Source organism: Lachnoanaerobaculum sanguinis (assembly GCF_033242365.1).
GTDB classification, from domain to species: Bacteria; Bacillota; Clostridia; order Lachnospirales; family Lachnospiraceae; genus Lachnoanaerobaculum; species Lachnoanaerobaculum sanguinis.
In genome coordinates this window covers 30,856-48,700 of the sequence record NZ_BTHK01000016.1, presented here as the reverse complement: position 1 = coordinate 48,700, position 17,845 = coordinate 30,856, and the positions used below count along the sequence as shown (strand labels likewise).

Here is a 17,845-nt window from a genome sequence, read left to right as displayed (position 1 = left end):
TACTACCCCTCATTTATATCTATAAGCAAAATTGATATATTGTCACTTCCGCCTGATAGATTTGCCTCCTCTACTAGTCTTTTTGCACTTGACTTTACACCGGCACTTGAAGATATTATATTGAAAATCTTCCTGTCATCCACCATATTTGTAAGTCCGTCCGAACACAATAATACATACTCATTTCCGACAAGATCCACCTCAAAGCTGTCTATCAATACCCTTTCTTCCGCACCTACAGCTCTGGTTATCTTACTCTTATTCTCTTTATATTCAGCACTCTCTCTTGTTATTTCACCTTTTGAAACAAGCATTTCCACAAGGGAATGATCCTTTGTTATCTGTGAAATACTGTTCTCATCAAGTACATAGCATCTGGAATCGCCTACATTGAATACATGCAAAGTATTATCTATAATGCTTGCCGCCACAACGGTTGTTCCCATTCCCGACAGATTGGGATTTTTACTCCCCTCCGCAAACAGATTTGCATTTGCATATTCTATGGCTCCTTGTATTGCCGTCACCGGCATTTTTATTGTATGTTCAATATATGTAAGCATATAGCCTATCAAAGACTTTGATGCATAGTCTCCGGCCTTTTCTCCTCCCATTCCGTCAGCCACAATATATAAATTCGGCAATACTCCTATCGGTGTATCACTTATATATACCGTATCCTGATTTATAAGTCTTTTTCTGCCTACATCGGTCAAAGCAACCGAATACATATTACACCTCCAATTTTTAAGAATTCGTTTCTGATTGAATAAATCTCCTTCTTAATTGTCCACAGGCACCGTCTATATCTCTACCCATCTCTCTTCTAACTGTTGCATTTACCCTATGTTTCTCCAAGAAATCCCTAAAAGCTTTTATCTTAAGCTTGTCGGACTGTTTAAAATCTCTCTCTTTTATAGGATTTACCGGAATCAGATTGATGTGAATATTTCTTCCGTTTACAAGTTTTACAAGATTCATCGCCTCTTTTATATTATCATTTACACCTGCCACAAGTGAATACTCATATGATACTCTTCTTCCGGTCTTTTTAAAATAATAATCACAGGCTGAAATAACATCCTTTAATGCATATTTATTCGCAACAGGCATTATAGTCTTTCTTATTTCATCATTCGGTGCATGTAGGGAAAGCGCCAAAGTAATACTCAGACCTTCATCTGCCAAAGCTCTTATTTTCGGTACAATACCGCAAGTTGATACGGTAATATTTCTCTGGCTTATATTAAGCCCCATTTCACTGCTTATAATTTTTACAAATTTCACTATATTATCGTAATTGTCCATAGGCTCTCCCGAACCCATTACAACAATATTTGATATTCTCTCTCCGAGAAGTTTTTGTATACTGTATATCTGATCAAGCATTTCCGAAGCCGAAAGATTTCGTACAAGTCCGTCAAGAGTGGAAGCACAAAACTTACATCCCATTCTGCATCCCACCTGAGATGATATACATACCGAGTTTCCATGCTCATATTTCATTCTTACACTCTCTATGATATTTCCATCCTCAAGTGCAAAAAGATATTTTTGTGTACCGTCAAGTTTTGACTTAAATACCTCTACAGCCTTAAGATTTGTCAGGCTTGTACTTTCCTTCAGCTTTTCTCTGAATGCCTTTGACAGGTTTGTACATTCATCAAAGGAGGATATAAGTGATTTATGCATCCACTCAAACAATTGCTTTGCCCTAAACTCAGGCTCATTCATCTCCTTTACAAATGTCTTTAATTCATCTAAATCCATTGACTTAATATCAGTCATTATCTCTCCTAAATACTGCAATAAAAAATCCGTCGCAGTTGTCTCTTCCGGGTAAAAGTTTCATGTACCCGTTTTTCAGTTCGCTCTCTTCAAGCATTTTTATCGTTTCTTTGTCCATTCTCTCAGTAAGATCCACAGCTTTAAAATCAGTGTGATTTTTCAGAAACAAAAGCATATTGTCTTCATTTTCCGCTTTATTCAGTGTACAAGTGGAAAATATCAACTCACCGCTTTTCTTAACATACCTGGACACATTATCAAGTATCTCTTTTTGCAGATCTGAAAGTGATTTTAAGTCTTCCTCTTCAAGTCGATACTTTATATCAGGCTTTTTCCCTATAATACCTATTCCGCTGCATGGTAAATCGGCCAAAATCAAATCGGCATCACAAAATCTCTCATCAAAAATTCTTGCATCCGCAACAACCGGAATAATATTTGAAAATCCCTGTACTTTTGCATTTTCTCTTATCAATTCAACCTTATTTTCACTTACATCACATGAATATATCTTTGAGCTTTTATCAAGCTTATCTGCCAGTAAAAATGACTTTCCTCCCGGTGCGGCACATACATCCACACATTTTTTAATATCTCGGGCTCCAAGTACCTTTGATATCATAGATGATGATGTATCTGTGATATAGCATTTTCCGGACCTTATAACCTCAATATCATCCACTCTGTCAAATCCTGTAATATATAATATATCCGGATTAAGCCCGGATCTTTTGGCCTTAATATTCTTAGCTTCCAGCTCTTTTATTACATCTTCAACACTTGATTTTGAAGTATTTACTCTTACCGACAAATGCCCGTTCTTAAGAAAGTATTCCAAAGTTTCATTGAAATACTTACCGGTATTATCTCTTACTATATTTAAAATGAGTTCAGGCATTGAGTACCTGATACTTAAATCGTCAAATTTCAGTTCTTCTTTTTCACTGCTTATTTTTCTGAGTATTCCGTTTACAAAGCCTGTAAGTCCCTGCAATCTTCTCATCTTAACAAGATTGACCGCCTCATTTATTACCGCTCTGTCAGGAACTCTGTCCATATAAAGCATTTGATATACAGACATTCTCAGTATCTCTCTGATTACAGGTTTTACACGCTTTCCGTTGTTGTATTTTTTTATAATATCATCCAGCTGCAGTCTGTACTCAACCACTCCATGGACCACTTTTGAAAAAAATCCTCTGTCAGCCTTTGATAAGTATGAATATTTTTCAAGAGCCATATCAATCACCTTATGACTGTACTCTTTTTCTACATCTATCAATAACAGAGCTTCCAAAGCTAAAGCCCTTATATTTGTTTTTTCCATTATCAGTTCCTTCTTCTGCTTCTACCGCTGAATAAAAGCATAAGTCTAAGCATTTGCAATACTCCTGCAGCCGCTGCCGCAACATATGTCATAGCCGCCGCAAAAAGCACCTTTCTTGCACTCTTATCTTCCTTATCAAGCAGAATTTCGTTGTTTTCAAGCTCTATTAAAGCCCTTCTTGAAGCATCAAACTCTACCGGCAGAGTAATAATCTGGAAGATTACTGCAAGTAAAAACATCGCTATACCTATCTGAATAAGTATATTTGATATATTTCCATATCCAAGTATAAAGCCTATACATATAAGAGGCCATGAAAGTCTGCTTCCAAAGTTTGCCACCGGTACAAATGCACTTCTTAAGTTTAAAGGTACATATCCGACATTATCCTGTATTGCATGTCCGCATTCATGTGCCGCAACTGCAATTGCCGCTACGGATGTCGATCCGTAAATCGCTTCGCTTAAACTTACAGTCTTATCTCTCGGATCATAGTGATCTGTAAGTCTGCCTGAAACAGGTCTTACGGAAACATCGTATATTCCGTTTGCTCTTAAGATTCTCTCGGCAACTTCTCTTCCTGTAAGTCTTGACTGTGATGCCACTCTTTCATATTTTGCAAATGTTGCCTTCATTCTCCATGAGGCAATAAGTGTTATTAGCATACCTATAATCACAAAAATATAGGTTATATCAAATCCGTAATACATAAGCTCCTCCTCTTATATCAGGTCTATTATCCCGGCTTATATCCCTGTTCTATTTCTCTTCCCATCAGGAAGTCCTTTGCAGACATCCTTTTTTTACCTTCAAGCTGCAAAGATAAAACTTCCAGGATACTTTGATTACATATTATAAAAATCCTGCTGTTAAAGCTATATATTTTGCCGTAATTTTCACTTAAGTTTATATTTGGTAATTCAGATATATTCTCTGCCACCTCGGCTTCCCATATCTTAAGCACCTTGCCCTGATACCTTGTATATGCACTTGGCCACGGATTCATTCCTCTTATCAATCTCTCTATCTCAACTGCACTTTTATTAAAGTCTATCTCACCCATGCTCTTTGAGATCATCTTTGCATATTCGGTAGTCGCCTCTCCTTGAGGTGTAGGCACAATGCTGTCAAAATTTGCTATAGTATCCACTATAGCCTCGCCGCCAAGTACCGCCAGTTTGTCAAACAGTGAACCTCCGGTCTCTTTTTTGTCTATCTTTATTTCATATTGTTTTAAAATATCACCTGTATCCAGACCTTCATCCATCAACATGGTTGTAATACCTGTTTTTTCTTTTCCGTCTACAATTGACCACTGTATAGGAGCGGCGCCTCTGTATTCAGGCAAGAGTGAGGCATGAATATTTATACATCCAAATTTCGGTATATCAAGAACAGCCTTCGGTAAAATCTTTCCATACGCCACCACCACAAAAAAATCTGCATTCTCAGACTTAAGTCTATCAATAAGTGCTTCATCCTTCATCTTTGAAGGTGTAAGCACCGGTATATTAAGACTTAATGCCAGTTCCTTTACAGGCGTAGGGCTTAATTCTCCTCTGTTTCTTTTCTTATCTTCTCTTGTAAGTACAAGGCTTACCTCATGTCCTGCCTTTACAAGTGCTTTAAGCGGTTCAACCGAAAAGTCCGGCGTTCCCATAAAAACTATTTTCATTCTTCATCTTCCTCATCTTCGTACATTCTTTCAAGCTCTTCATTGTCTATAAGTTCGCCTTCTACAAGGTCCACATACAACTCACCCTCAAGATGTCCGCATTCATGACATATAGCTCTTGCAAGTAATCCTTCTCCTTCAAGAGTATATTCATTCATATCTATATCGAATGCTTTTACCACAACATGGTTAGGTCTTTTAACCACTCCGCTCTTTCCCGGAACACTGAGACACCCCTCATATCCTACCTGCTCACCGTCCTGTTCAAGTATAACGGGATTTATAAGTACATGTACATTTTCAGGCTCTGTCTCTATTACGACTATACGCTTTAAAACTCCTATCTGAGGTGCCGCAAGGCCTACACCGTTAGCCTCTCTCATAGTGTCTATCATATCATCTATCAAAACTTTCGTTCTGTCATTTACTTCTTTTACTTCTTTACATTTTTTGTTTAACACGCTGTCGCCCATTACTCGTATTGCTCTTATTGCCATTATCTATCTCCTTAATTAAAGTCATATATCGCACCGACATTTCTGTAAGTGCCAAGACTTTCTTCTATCTTTTTTTGTATATCTAAAAGTATATCATAATTAGCATTTTTTATGTATACCAGTTTTCTGTAATAGTCCTTGACCTTGCTTACGCTTGGATCTGTAGGTCCTATTATCATTGATTTTTTAAATGCGGCTTCCGACTTTATAACTTTTACAGTCTCACTTGCACATTTATTTAACTCTTCTTCCTTGATACTGCTAAACATTACCGTAAGCATATGACAGGCAGGCGGGTATCCTCCAAGACTTCTGTAAGCTATCTCATTGTCAAAATATCTTTTATAATCCTGTGCCGCTGCCGCCACAATTGCATAGTTTTCAGGCTTGTAAGTCTGTATAACGGCCTCTCCGTCCTTTGCTCTTCCCGCTCTGCCTGCAGCCTGTGTCAAAAGTTCAAATGTCCTTTGTGCACTTGTATAATTACTTACATAAAGCGAGGTATCCGCGGCCATTATTCCGACCAAGGTTACATTTGAAAAGTCATGACCTTTTACTATCATCTGAGTGCCTATCAAAATATCCGCATCACCGTTTGCAAAATCTCTTATCATATCATTGGCGCTGTTCTTTTTTGAAACACTGTCGGTATCCATTCTGAGTACCTTTGCATTCGGGAATTCCGCCCTTGTCATCGCTTCAAGCTTCTGAGTTCCGGTACCGAAATTTGCAATATACTTTGAACCGCAGCTTGGACAGTTTTTTGGCAGGTCTATTGAATATCCGCAGTAATGACATACAAGTTTGTTATTATTGTGCAATGTCATGGTAACATCACAGTGCTTACATTTTATAGCTTCACCGCAAGATCTGCATGATACAAAGCTTGAATAGCCTCTTCTGTTCATAAACAGCATAATCTGCTCATGCTTTTTTAATCTGTCCTCTATAAGAGTTCTAAGTTTTTCACTGAAAATACTTCTGTTTCCTCGCTTCAGCTCATCCCTCATATCAACGATGCTTAGCTTCGGCAAAGATGTATTCTTAGCTCTCACTTTTAATTCCAAAAGCTTTATCTCTTTTTCCATTGCCCTGTTATATGTCTCCGGTGTTGGAGTCGCCGATGCCAAAACCAGGGATGCATCGGTAATTTCCGAAAGCTTTTGTGCCACATCCCTTACATTGAATGTAGGTACATTCTCATTTTTATAGGCTGAATCATGCTCCTCATCTATTACTATAAGTCCCAGATTTTTTACCGGTGCAAATATTGCAGACCTTGGTCCTATTATTACATCCGCATCATCGTTTTTTATTCTTTCAAACTGATAGAATTTTTCATTCTTTGAAAGTTTGGAATTTATAATTGCAACTCTGTCGCCGAAATGCTCCGCCATCCTAAGCACTGTCTGATATGTCAATGATATCTCCGGTATAAGAACTATTGCCTTATATCCTTTTGATATTACATACTTTATCATATTTATAAAAACCAAAGTCTTTCCGCTACCGGTAATACCGTGTAAAAGATAGGTATTCCTGCTGCAAATTTCAAAGTCTGATTTAAAAGTATTTACAGCATCTTCCTGCTCGACATTTAAAGTATACTCCTTGGGCTTTATTACTTCATTAAAGTCCTCTATTCCCAGAGAACGAAGTATGGGCAAGAGTGGATTTACATTTCTTTTCTTTGAACCTATTACAATATAGCCTTCCTCCGCCATTTTCTTTAATGTAGTGGAATTTACTTTAAGCTCTTTAGTTATAAAGCTTTGTGACAGGCTTGTTTTTGTTTTCAGTTCTTTTAAAACTCTTGCCTGTGCTGTTTTTCTTGACTTTATAAGTTCTTCTGTTTTTTTATCAAGAGCCTCTGCATCAATATTTAAGAAAATCTCATTGCTGACTCTTTCCTCCGCCTCCGACTTTACAGGCATTACCGTTGCTATTGCCTTATCAAAGCTTACACCATATCTGTGTTTTATCCATATGGCAAGGCTTAAGAGATTTTCATCAGTACTAAGTTCTCTTTCAGGTATTGAAAGTATGGGTTTTAATTTTGAAGTATCTACATTTGTACTCTCTCTTATATCAATTACATAGCCTTTTTTTACTGTTTTTCCGAATTCAATCAAAACAGGACAGCCCGGAATTATATTATCCCTCAAGTTTTCAGGGATAATATATGTAAATGGTCTGTCCACATTTGTATTTGCTATTATTATATCAGCGAATAAATCTTTCATAATTTTTTATTTTATCTACGACATCAAAAAGTCTCATACTGTTTGAACCCTTTAAAAGACATACATCTCCTGCATCGAGATATCCGGAAATAAATTTCTCCAAACTCTCATTATCTTCAAAGCTCTTTGTATAAATATCTTTATTGATACCTTTTATAATTTCCTTTGCCAATTCTCCAACGGTAAATACAGCATCAAGCTTCACATTCTCATTGATAAAATCACCGATTTCTCTGTGAAGTATTCTCTCATCTGTACCCAGTTCCTTCATATCCGCCAATATTGCAATTTTTCTTTGTGCATTAAAATCTTTAAGTATTGAAATAGAGGCTTTCATGGAATCAGGTGAGGCATTATAGGTATCATCTATAACTGTCAGCTCTTTTAATTTTATCAGCTCCTGTCTGTGAGAAAATCCCCTAAACTCCTCCAAATGTTTTGCCGCAGATTCTACCGAAAGATTGTAGTGATCAGCTACTGCAATTGCCGCCAAAGCATTTGAAATCTGATGCTCACCGAAAACATTCAAATGCACTCTTACCTTCTTTTCTCCAATATGAGCTGTGAACTCAGGCATTGCATTATTAAACACTATATCGGTTGCATAGTAATCACAGGATGTATTTCCTTTTGCACTGAAATACTTATATTCTATACCCTTTTCTTTAGGCGGATCAGAAAGCATATCATTATCGGCATTTAAAAATACCACACTGCCGTTCTTCATCCCGTCCATAATATGGAACTTCTCGGCTCTTATATTTTCTCTTGTATGCAAATTTTCAATATGTGCCGTACCTATATTGGTGACAAGAGCGCAGTCGCAGTTTACTATTTTTGCAATTCTTTCCATCTCGCCGAACTGACTCATTCCAAGCTCTATTACGCCTATCTCTTCGTCATTTATTCTGCTTAAGGTAATCGGAACACCCACCTGTGAATTGAAGTTATTAGGTGTCTTAAAGACTTTCAAATCAGAAAGGGCAAGTGCCACCATTTCTCTTGTTGTAGTCTTACCTACGCTTCCTGTAATACCGACCAAAGGCAATGTAAGCTTGCTTCTGATATACTTTCCAAGCTTTTGAAGTGCCTCTGTCGTATCATTTACAAGTACTATATTGAAATCGTCTTTAAGAAAAATATCTTTTTCTGAACTTATTGCCACTCTGCAGCCCATGTCGTATACAGACTCCAAAAATTTATGGGCATCATTTTTCTCTCCGACTAACGGAACAAAAAGACTGTCTTTATCAGCCTGTCTTGAGTCGATGACTATATTTGAAAATACTGCATTTTCATTTCCCGAGATAATTTCTCCGCCTGTGGCAAATGCAAGCTCCTTTATTGTTGTATCATTCATCTTTTTATCTTCTCCAAGCACTCATCCACCACTTCTCTGTCTAAGAAATGAGTTCTGACTCCGTTTATTTCCTGATAGTCCTCATGTCCTTTTCCGATTATTGCGATAAGATCTCCCTGCTTTGCATTCTCTATAGAATAATAAATTGCCTCTCTTCTGTCAGGAATTGTAATATATTCACCGCCTGTAGGCTTTAGTTTTGATATTATATCTGCGATTATATCCTCTGTTTTTTCATATCTGGAATTATCGGCAGTCACTATTGAAAAATCGGCCAGTTTTCCGCAGATTTCTCCCATTGAATATCTTCTGTCCTTTGATCTGTTTCCGCCGGAACCGAATACTATTACAAGTCTCTTAGGATTATAATGTCTCAAAGTATGTATAAGGCTTTCGGTACTGATTGCATTATGTGCATAGTCAATTACCACATTGAATTCATGTGAAGTATATGCTACTTCCATTCTTCCGTTCACTTTTGTATTCTTTAGTGCCGTCTTTAAATCATCAGCTTTTACTCCAAGTATAATGGCTGCAGCAAGCGCAGATATTGCATTATATACATTAAATTCTCCCGGAATTCCGATGTAAATATCCGAAACTGTTTCAGCTACATTATATTTTTCTCTGACCTTATTTGAACAGCTTATAGCTATCTTTGTGCCTAAGAAATCCTTGTTTGATATATATTCAATATTTTTTGCTTCAAAATCTCCGCCTTTTCCGAATGTATACTTTTCGGCGGATGTAGACTGTTTTAAAACAAAATCCGAATGTTCGTCTTCTATATTTACAATTGTTTTATCACATTGTGTAAAGAAAAGTGATTTATACATCAAATATTCATCAAAATCTTTATGTTCATCAGGTCCTATATGATCATGTGATATATTTGTAAATATTCCGGTGTCAAAGCGGATACCTTCCGTTCTCTTCATCTTTACTGCCTGTGAAGAAACTTCCATCACAACATATTCACAGCCTGCATCCAGGCACTCTTTAAATGTCTTATGCAACTCATATGACTCAGGCGTGGTATTCAATGTAGGTCTGTGCATATCTCCTATGGTTATTCCGTTTGTACCTATAAGTCCTACCTTGGCATTTTGCTCAAGAAGGTTTTTTAACATATGAGATGAAGTTGTCTTTCCCTTTGTACCGGTAATACCTATAATCTTCATTTTTTCAGCCGGATGTGAAAAAAAAGCGGCAGAAAGTCTTGCAAGTGCCACTCTGGTATCTGCTACCTTTATAACACATACATCATCTCTTTTTATATCTCTTTCCACCACTATCGCCTTTGCACCTTGCTTAACTATCTCATCGATTACATCATGAGTATCAAATCTCGCACCTTTTATACATACAAAGATACAATCCTTTACTGTTTTCTTTGTATTAAATACCAAATCGGAAAAATCGTCATGTAATTCTCCCGATATTATCTCCATATCAAGTCCCTTGGCATTTTCAATCAGTTTCATCTTTTCTCCCTTTTACAGATGTTTACTTTAAGGTCTTTTAGAACAATCCTACTATATTTCCGTTATCATCCACATCTACCGCTTCTGCAGCAGGGACCTTCGGAAGTCCCGGCATGGTCATAATATTTCCTGTTATTGCAACCACAAAACCTGCTCCGGCATTCACATATACTTCTCTTACATTTATCTCAAAGTCCTCAGGTCTTCCAAGTTTCTTAGGGTCATCTGAAAGTGAATACTGATTCTTTGCCACACATATCGGCAATTTATCAAAGCCAAGTGCTTTTGCCCTATCAAGAGCCTTCTTTGCTGCAGGTGAATACACTACATTCTTTGCTCCGTATATTTTTGTTGCAATAGTATAAAGCTTATCTTCAAGACTCATATCATCAGGGTAAAGCAAAGTAAACTCGCTCTTTTTGTTTTCAAGTGTATAAAGAATCTTTTGGGCCAACTCTACTCCGCCCTTTCCGCCTTCTTCCCATACCTTTGAAACGGCAAACTCGCAATTTCTGCTTTCACAAAACTCTCTTATAAAGTCAACTTCAGCCTTTGTATCACTGACAAAATTATTTAAAGTAACCACTACAGGAACTCCGAAAAGTTTTATATTTTCAATATGCTTTTCAAGATTTACTATACCCTTTTTTAAGGCTTCAAGATTTTCATTTGATAAATCTTCCTTTGCCACTCCGCCGTTATATTTAAGCGCTCTTACAGTAGCTACTATTACCACACAATCGGGAGCAATTCCCGCCTTTCTGCATTTTATATCAAAGAACTTCTCCGCTCCGAGGTCCGCGCCGAATCCCGCCTCTGTAAGTGCTATATCGGCCATTCCCATTGCAATCTTTGTAGCTCTTAGTGAATTACATCCATGTGCTATATTTGCAAAAGGTCCGCCGTGAACAAGTGCAAGTGAATGATTAAGAGTCTGTACGATATTCGGTTTTATTGCATCTTTTAAAAGCGCCGCCATAGCTCCCACAGCTTTTAAATCTTTGGCAAATACAGGCTCTCCTTTAAAATTATATGCCACTATAATATTTGAAAGTCTTTCCTTCAAATCAGCCATATCCTTTGACAAACATAATATTGCCATTATCTCAGATGCCACCGAGATTACAAAATGATCTTCTCTTACAACTCCGTCGGTCTTATTTCCCAGACCTACAACTATATTTCTAAGTACTCTATCATTCATATCTATGCATCTTTTATGAATGATTGCTCCTGTATCTATTCCAAGTGCATTTCCCTGCTGAATATGATTGTCCAACATAGCAGCCAGAAGATTGTTTGCGGATGTTATGGCATGAAAATCTCCTGTAAAATGAAGATTTAACTCATCCATAGGTACCACCTGCGCATATCCGCCTCCGGCAGCTCCGCCTTTTACACCGAAACATGGTCCGAGAGAAGGCTCTCTAAGCGCTATTACAGCACTCTTTCCCATCTCTTTAAATGCCTGTCCAAGACCTACAAGAGTTGTAGTCTTACCCTCTCCTGCAGGAGTAGGATTTATTGCCGTTACAAGTACAAGCTTACCTCTTTTTTTATCTTCATGAGCTTTTAAAAACTCTTCGCTAAGCTTTGCCTTGTACTTTCCGTACATTTCCAAGTCATCGGCATCTATCCCGTATTCTTTTGCCACTTCGGCAATATTTTTCATTTCTATACTTCTTGCAATCTCGATATCGCTACGCATATATCCTCCTAAAGATAAGTTCCCGGATATTTATAAAATATCCAAGAACTCGTCCATATTCATCAATATTTCTCTTTTCTTTGTTCCGGCTTCACCACCTACAACCCCCGCACTTGCAAGCTGATCCATTATTCTTGCGGCTCTGTTAAAGCCTATTTTAAAGTTTCTTTGAAGATTACCTATAGAAGATTTGTCCTTTTCTATTATATATCTTCCTGCAGCCTCAAACAGCTCATCTCTTTCAGAAATATCACTTCCGGCACTTGACGCATTCTGTGTCTCTTCAATCTGTTTGATTGTATTCTCATCATATGCCGCCTGCATTCCTTGATTTTTAAGGAAATCAACCACTGCAGACACCTCTTCATCGGATACAAATGCACCCTGTACTCTCATAGGTGTTGACGAACCGTATGGTGCAAACAGCATATCACCCTTTCCAAGAAGCTTTTCTGCACCGTTACTGTCAAGTATGGTTCTGGAGTCTGTACCTGAAGATACGGCAAAGGCAATTCTTGAAGGTATATTGGCCTTTATTATACCTGTAATGACATTTACGCTTGGTCTTTGTGTAGCTATAACAAGGTGAATTCCGCATGCTCTCGCAAGCTGTGCAAGTCTTACTATTGCATCTTCAACCTCATTGTTTGCAACCATCATAAGATCTGCCAACTCGTCTATAATTATAACTATCTTCGGCAATTTCTCAGGCAAGCCTTCAATATTGCCTCTTCTTCTCGCCTCTTCTATTCTCTTATTATATGCTGTAAGATCCCTTACACCTGTAGCCGCAAACTTCTTATATCTCTCGCCCATCTCGGCAACGGCCCAGTTGAGTGCCGAAGCCGCCTTCTTAGGCTCCGTTACAACAGGTATCAAAAGATGAGGTATGCCGTTGTATACCGAAAGCTCTACAACCTTAGGGTCCACCATGATAAGTTTTACATCTTCAGGTGAATATTTGTATATAATACTCATTATCAAAGTATTGATACATACCGATTTTCCTGAGCCGGTAGCACCTGCAATAAGTACATGAGGCATCTTTGCAATATCCGAAACTATTACTTTACCTGAAATGTCCTTACCTACCGCAAATCCGATACTTTCATTTCCGTTTTTAAAAGCTCTGCTCTCAAAAAGATCTCTTAAGAATACCGTCTGCTTTTGCTTATTCGGTACCTCTATACCTATGGCGGATTTGCCCGGTATAGGTGCCTCAATTCTTATATCACTTGCCGCCAATGCAAGTTTAATATCATTTGCAAGTGAGAGTACTTTAGATACCTTTACGCCCTGTTCAGGTTTTAACTCATAAAGTGTTACAGACGGTCCTACACTTATATCTTCCACCGTTACATTTACATCAAAGCTTGCCAATGTCTCCTGCAATGTAATTGCGGTATTTCTGTATTCACTGTCCGATATTGCCTCTCCCACTTCAGTATTCTTGTTTAACAGAAATGTACCCGGATATGTATAAGGTCTTTGAACTTTCTTTGCAATTTCATTTCTTATCTTTCCCTGTGGTGAATTGGCTCTTTGCTCCTCCATCTTCTTTTGCAATGCTGAAGTATCCGAAACTATAACCTTTCCGCCTGCAGTTACCAAGGTTCTCTCACCGTCATTACTTATCAGAGTGTTTTCGTTCCTATTCTCGGTGCGAATCTCTTCCTTTTTTACATATTCATTATTTACAGGCTCATTTTGCCCTGCCTTGTTATATGTGTAAGCATCATTATAAGAATTATCGCTGTGTAATCCGCTTATAGGCTCATCATATACATCGTCATAAGCTTTTATAAACTCAATACTGCTTTCAGAGTTTTCCGCTTTTCCGTCTCCACCGGATAAACTGTTTGCATCATCAATATATCTGAAGTCTTCATGTGTATCGTCATCTGTGATTCTGATAGTTGACACTGGCTGCTCATAGATATCTATTTCATCTTTTCTTGCCAGTATCTCATTGGCTCTTCTCAATGTCTCTTCATCAATATCATTTTCAAACTTTGACTCTTCTTTTCCTCTGTTTATATTACCATAGAAGGTATCAGGTCTTTTATTTACAATAATTGAAGACTGTGTATTTGATTTTCTCGGCTCATAACTTGCCTCGTATTTACTGTGAAATGCAATATCGTTTGAAGAATTTGCATCCGAAGCGTTTTTTTCAAAGTTTTCATCATTCTTAGCATCAAAGATCCCGCCTATAGGCTCATGCATTTCTGCATTTGCAGTTGGAAGATCCACTACATGCTTCTTTTTCTTCTTTGAAAAATCTATAGCACCGAGATTAATATTCCCCTTATTCGGACGGTAATTATATCCTAAAAGTTCTTCAATATATCCTTCGCTCTTATTTTCAAGGTCAAGTTCTTCAAACTCCTCCTCATACTCGGGATCTTCTTCATATTCGAATTCTTCAACAGCCTGCTGTTCTCTTCTTTGCTTTCTTTGCTCCATTACCCTTGCCATATCTGTCTTAGCTCTTGATATGGTCATCTGTCCCCCGGTTTTTACTATGGAAACAAATGATTTTCCGGTTAATATTACGATTGATATTATAAGTACGGCAATAAAGAAGATAATAGCACCGATTTTTCCAAGTACGGATGATATAAGAAGTCCTAATCCTCCACCGATAAATCCGCCATACCATCCTTCAGTGTAAAATCTCATAAGTCCGAATTCTTTAAGATTTGGTATTCCGAAAAGTGATATAAGTGCATCAACAGCAAGCACGGCCATCAAAACACCCGCAAATTTAATTTTTGCAAGACTTGATCCGATATTTGACAGTAAAAATGCTCCACCTACAAATACAAACATAGGCACTGCAAATCCCAGTATTCCGAATATTCCTAACTGAAATATTCTAAGATATTTCCCCACTACTCCCATAAGCCCGAAATGACTTAAAAAAAGTACCAATGATATACAAACCAGTGCAATCATCAGAATTTCCGAATTAAGGAAATCCAACTGCTCATTATTATCTATTTTTTTCTTAGCCCTGCTGCGGCTACTTGTTTTACCTGTTTTTTTTGTTGTTTGTTTTCGACCTGCCACTTCAATTCTCCACTTCCATAAAGTCTACTCTTAAGTATACATAATATGGAAATCATTTGCAATATTTTGCATTATTTATCTTCTATTACTATACCTATATCCATATTTACAAGTTCACCTATATGTTTTGAAGCTTCATTTGTAATAAGACCTTTCTTTAAAAAGCCTATACTTACCGTAATATCCGAATTCACACATATATCAGCCTCCCCCGTATCACCGTTCATTCCGGAGTTTATATCGGCACTTACCACACTTGCATTTGAATCATTTATTGCTTTTATAAGGGAATATACCGGTTCTTTTACCTCACCGCTAAAACCTGTACCGTATATACAGTCAAGAATATAATCATATGAATTAAATTTTTCAAGCAAAGCGGCATAGTCCATACTTTCATCCAAAACAGTGTACTTTATACCGTTTTGCTTACAAATATCGAAATAATACTGCCCGTCCTCTGAGAACTTATCCTTTATCAAGAGTATCTCCACATCTATTTCTTCCGTATTCAACAAATCCGCAACCACATATCCGTCACCTGCATTATTTCCGCTTCCGGCAACAACAAGTACCTTATCACCTATATTCCAGTCTCCTACATAAAATATTGCTTCACCTGCTCTGTACATAAGTTCTTTGCTGTCTACAAAATTTGCAATTGTATAGCTGTCGGCATCTCTCATCTTTTTTACAGACAGCACTTTTTTTTGCTCAAAAGAATCAAAGAATTTTTTTACCAGTTTTCTGTAATCTCTCTCCTTTATTTCCATTCCCTTGGCACCCATAAGTTCAAACTCCACACCCATTTCCACAACTCTTGTGTCAAGTGTTTCAAAACCGTTTTTTCTGTAAAAATCCAGTCTTTTCTTTCTCTGTTTAAAATTATCGCTTTCTTCTTCAACCGGTTCTATCGCCAGCGAAAGCCTCGGATGCATCTTCTTGTACTCACGCAATATTTTACTTCCGTATCCGCTCTGCCTCAATGAATTCTCAATAGCAAAATAGAAAATATATGAAAGCTCATCCCCCACCAATGTATGTATAAACCCGAGCCATTTATCATCATCATAAATTGACAAAAACTCCACACCTCTGTCATTGCCGACCAACACCATGATATAAAAAGGTATTCTCTCTTCAAAAGGGAAGGCATCAAAGTAAAGTTGTTTTATTTCTTCCAAGTTTTTTGTATTCTCATCTATTATCTCAAATCTGATCATTATTCTCCTATCCGAAAACATGGCTTTTATTCGCTACCATATCTTTTCTTTATTGCTCCACGTACCGACATAATGAGTCGTAAATGTTTCATTTAAGAATTTTAATTCAATCTTTCGAAACTATTTTTCTTTTTTTTAGATATAAAATGCTATTTTGTTTGACATTTTTGATAAATAGGTATAAAATCGTTTCTTGTTAAACTTAAGGCTGATTACTCAGTCTATTTTGGGAGGTATTTAAAATGTTAAAATTAAAATTATTTTCAATCGCTGCAATAGCTATGCTTGCTTTTACTGCTTGTGGTTCAAGCTCACAAAAAGCTGATGCTTCATCTGCTGTAGAGTCAGCTGCAAACGAAGTTTCTTCAGCTATGGAATCAGCAGCTTCAGAGGCTTCTTCAGGTGTTGAGGCAGGTAAGGCTGATGCTTCTTCAGCTATCGAGTCTGCAAACAGCGAGGCTTCTTCAGCTTTAGAGTCAGGTTTGTCAGAAGCTGCTTCAGCTTTGGAGTCTGCAGGTGTTGATGTTTCAAGCATTAATGACGCTGCAAACGAGATGGCTTCAAGCCTTGCTAATGATGCTGCAAATATTGCTTCATCTGCTGCAGAAGCTGCTACAAAGGGTAACTGATATAAGAATAAATCGAGTAAAAAAGTCAGGCTGCATTATGCAGCCGGCTTTTTTTATTTCTTCGATTTTAATGTGGCTGCACTTATTGCTTCTATCACTCCTGCTCTGAAGCTGTAATCTTCAAGCGCTTTTACACCTTCTATTGTAGTACCTGCAGGTGAGCAAACCAGATCCTTTAATACCGCCGGATGGATGCCTGTCTCAAGCAATTGTGTCGCACTTCCAAGTACCGTTTTTGCAGCCATCTTTATTGCCACATCTCTTTTTAAACCGTGAAGTACACCTGCATCGGCCAATGCCTCTATAAACATTGCAACATATGCCGGACCTCCACCTGAAAGACCTGTAACAACAGGGAAAAGTCTCTCTTCTACCCATTCCACAAGTCCTATTGCCGAAAACATGTCTTCAACAGTTTTCTTTTCCTCATCAAGTGCATTGCTGTCACTGTCAAGAGCAAATACTCCTTCTCCAACTATTGCAGGAGTATTCGGCATTATTCTAAGTACTCTTTTATCACTTCCAATCCACGACTTTATAGTGCCACTCTCAAGCCCAGCCACTATTGATATAATCAATTTATCTTTCAGATTTTTTGCGATTTTTTCAAAAAGTGCTTTTGCATGTATCGGCTTTACGGCTACAAGTACAGCATCCGAATTTTTTACAAGATCCAACTCGTCATTGTATACATTAAACCCGTCTTCTTTTGCTTTTCCCATTGTCTTTTTATATGTATCAAAAGCACCTATATCTTTTATGTCCAACGCCTTTTTGGTAACAAAACCTTTGGCAATGGCTGAACCCATATTTCCAAAACCTATTACACCTATTTTCAT

General features: G+C 37.6%; 14 protein-coding genes. 1 reads left to right on the top strand and 13 read right to left on the bottom strand.

Translation table 11 applies throughout. From position 1 onward, the window contains the following. Positions 1-2: 2 nt before the first annotated feature. From SBH76_RS10625 to SBH76_RS10570, 12 genes are all read right to left on the bottom strand, one after another. Positions 3-731 (bottom strand): Stp1/IreP family PP2C-type Ser/Thr phosphatase, encoded by a 729-nt coding sequence (locus tag SBH76_RS10625; RefSeq protein ID WP_317977788.1) that lies wholly within the window; start codon positions 729-731, stop codon positions 3-5. Positions 732-747: 16 nt separating this feature from the next. Next, complete coding sequence (gene rlmN / locus SBH76_RS10620; RefSeq protein ID WP_034211556.1) at positions 748-1,788, bottom strand: dual-specificity RNA methyltransferase RlmN; 1,041 nt, start codon at positions 1,786-1,788, stop codon at positions 748-750. Continuing rightward, positions 1,781-3,115 (bottom strand): 16S rRNA (cytosine(967)-C(5))-methyltransferase RsmB, encoded by a 1,335-nt coding sequence (gene rsmB, locus SBH76_RS10615; RefSeq protein WP_317977787.1) that lies wholly within the window; start codon positions 3,113-3,115, stop codon positions 1,781-1,783. Before rsmB ends, rlmN begins: the two co-directional genes overlap by 8 nt. 2 nt (positions 3,116-3,117) lie before the next feature. Further along, entirely contained in the window at positions 3,118-3,825 is a 708-nt protein-coding gene (locus SBH76_RS10610) for a zinc metallopeptidase (RefSeq protein WP_007590995.1), read from the bottom strand. Between the two features lie 26 nt (positions 3,826-3,851). Further along, positions 3,852-4,790: a methionyl-tRNA formyltransferase gene (gene fmt, locus SBH76_RS10605; protein WP_317977786.1), complete on the bottom strand. Its 939-nt coding sequence runs from the start codon at positions 4,788-4,790 to the stop codon at positions 3,852-3,854. Next, positions 4,787-5,287: a peptide deformylase gene (gene def / locus SBH76_RS10600; protein WP_007590987.1), complete on the bottom strand. Its 501-nt coding sequence runs from the start codon at positions 5,285-5,287 to the stop codon at positions 4,787-4,789. Before def ends, fmt begins: the two co-directional genes overlap by 4 nt. Before the next feature lie 11 nt (positions 5,288-5,298). After that, on the bottom strand, positions 5,299-7,530 hold the full coding sequence (gene priA / locus SBH76_RS10595) for a replication restart helicase PriA (RefSeq protein ID WP_317977785.1): 2,232 nt from the start codon (positions 7,528-7,530) through the stop codon (positions 5,299-5,301). Beyond that, the gene (locus tag SBH76_RS10590; protein ID WP_317977784.1) at positions 7,511-8,890 is read right to left on the bottom strand and encodes a UDP-N-acetylmuramoyl-tripeptide--D-alanyl-D-alanine ligase; all 1,380 of its coding nucleotides are present in this window, start codon (positions 8,888-8,890) and stop codon (positions 7,511-7,513) included. The genes priA and SBH76_RS10590 overlap by 20 nt, the downstream gene beginning before the upstream one ends. Then, entirely contained in the window at positions 8,887-10,374 is a 1,488-nt protein-coding gene (locus tag SBH76_RS10585) for a UDP-N-acetylmuramoyl-L-alanyl-D-glutamate--2,6-diaminopimelate ligase (RefSeq protein ID WP_317977783.1), read from the bottom strand. Before SBH76_RS10585 ends, SBH76_RS10590 begins: the two co-directional genes overlap by 4 nt. Positions 10,375-10,411: 37 nt before the next feature. Then, positions 10,412-12,082, bottom strand: a complete 1,671-nt coding sequence (locus SBH76_RS10580; RefSeq protein ID WP_317977782.1) for a formate--tetrahydrofolate ligase — start codon at positions 12,080-12,082, stop codon at positions 10,412-10,414. 30 nt (positions 12,083-12,112) lie between these two features. Then, positions 12,113-15,154, bottom strand: a complete 3,042-nt coding sequence (locus tag SBH76_RS10575; RefSeq protein WP_317977781.1) for a DNA translocase FtsK 4TM domain-containing protein — start codon at positions 15,152-15,154, stop codon at positions 12,113-12,115. A 71-nt stretch (positions 15,155-15,225) separates the two neighbouring features. Beyond that, positions 15,226-16,377 (bottom strand): NAD(P)H-hydrate epimerase, encoded by a 1,152-nt coding sequence (locus SBH76_RS10570; RefSeq protein ID WP_317977780.1) that lies wholly within the window; start codon positions 16,375-16,377, stop codon positions 15,226-15,228. A 242-nt stretch (positions 16,378-16,619) separates the two neighbouring features. On the opposite strand from SBH76_RS10570, the gene SBH76_RS10565 reads away from it, so the two are divergent. Continuing rightward, on the top strand, positions 16,620-17,006 hold the full coding sequence (locus SBH76_RS10565; RefSeq protein ID WP_315037058.1) for a hypothetical protein: 387 nt from the start codon (positions 16,620-16,622) through the stop codon (positions 17,004-17,006). A 53-nt stretch (positions 17,007-17,059) separates the two neighbouring features. Here SBH76_RS10565 and proC read toward each other — a convergent pair whose 3' ends face one another. After that, positions 17,060-17,845 carry a pyrroline-5-carboxylate reductase gene (gene proC / locus SBH76_RS10560; RefSeq protein WP_317977779.1) on the bottom strand — a complete coding sequence of 262 codons (786 nt, stop codon included), beginning with the start codon at positions 17,843-17,845 and terminating at the stop codon, positions 17,060-17,062.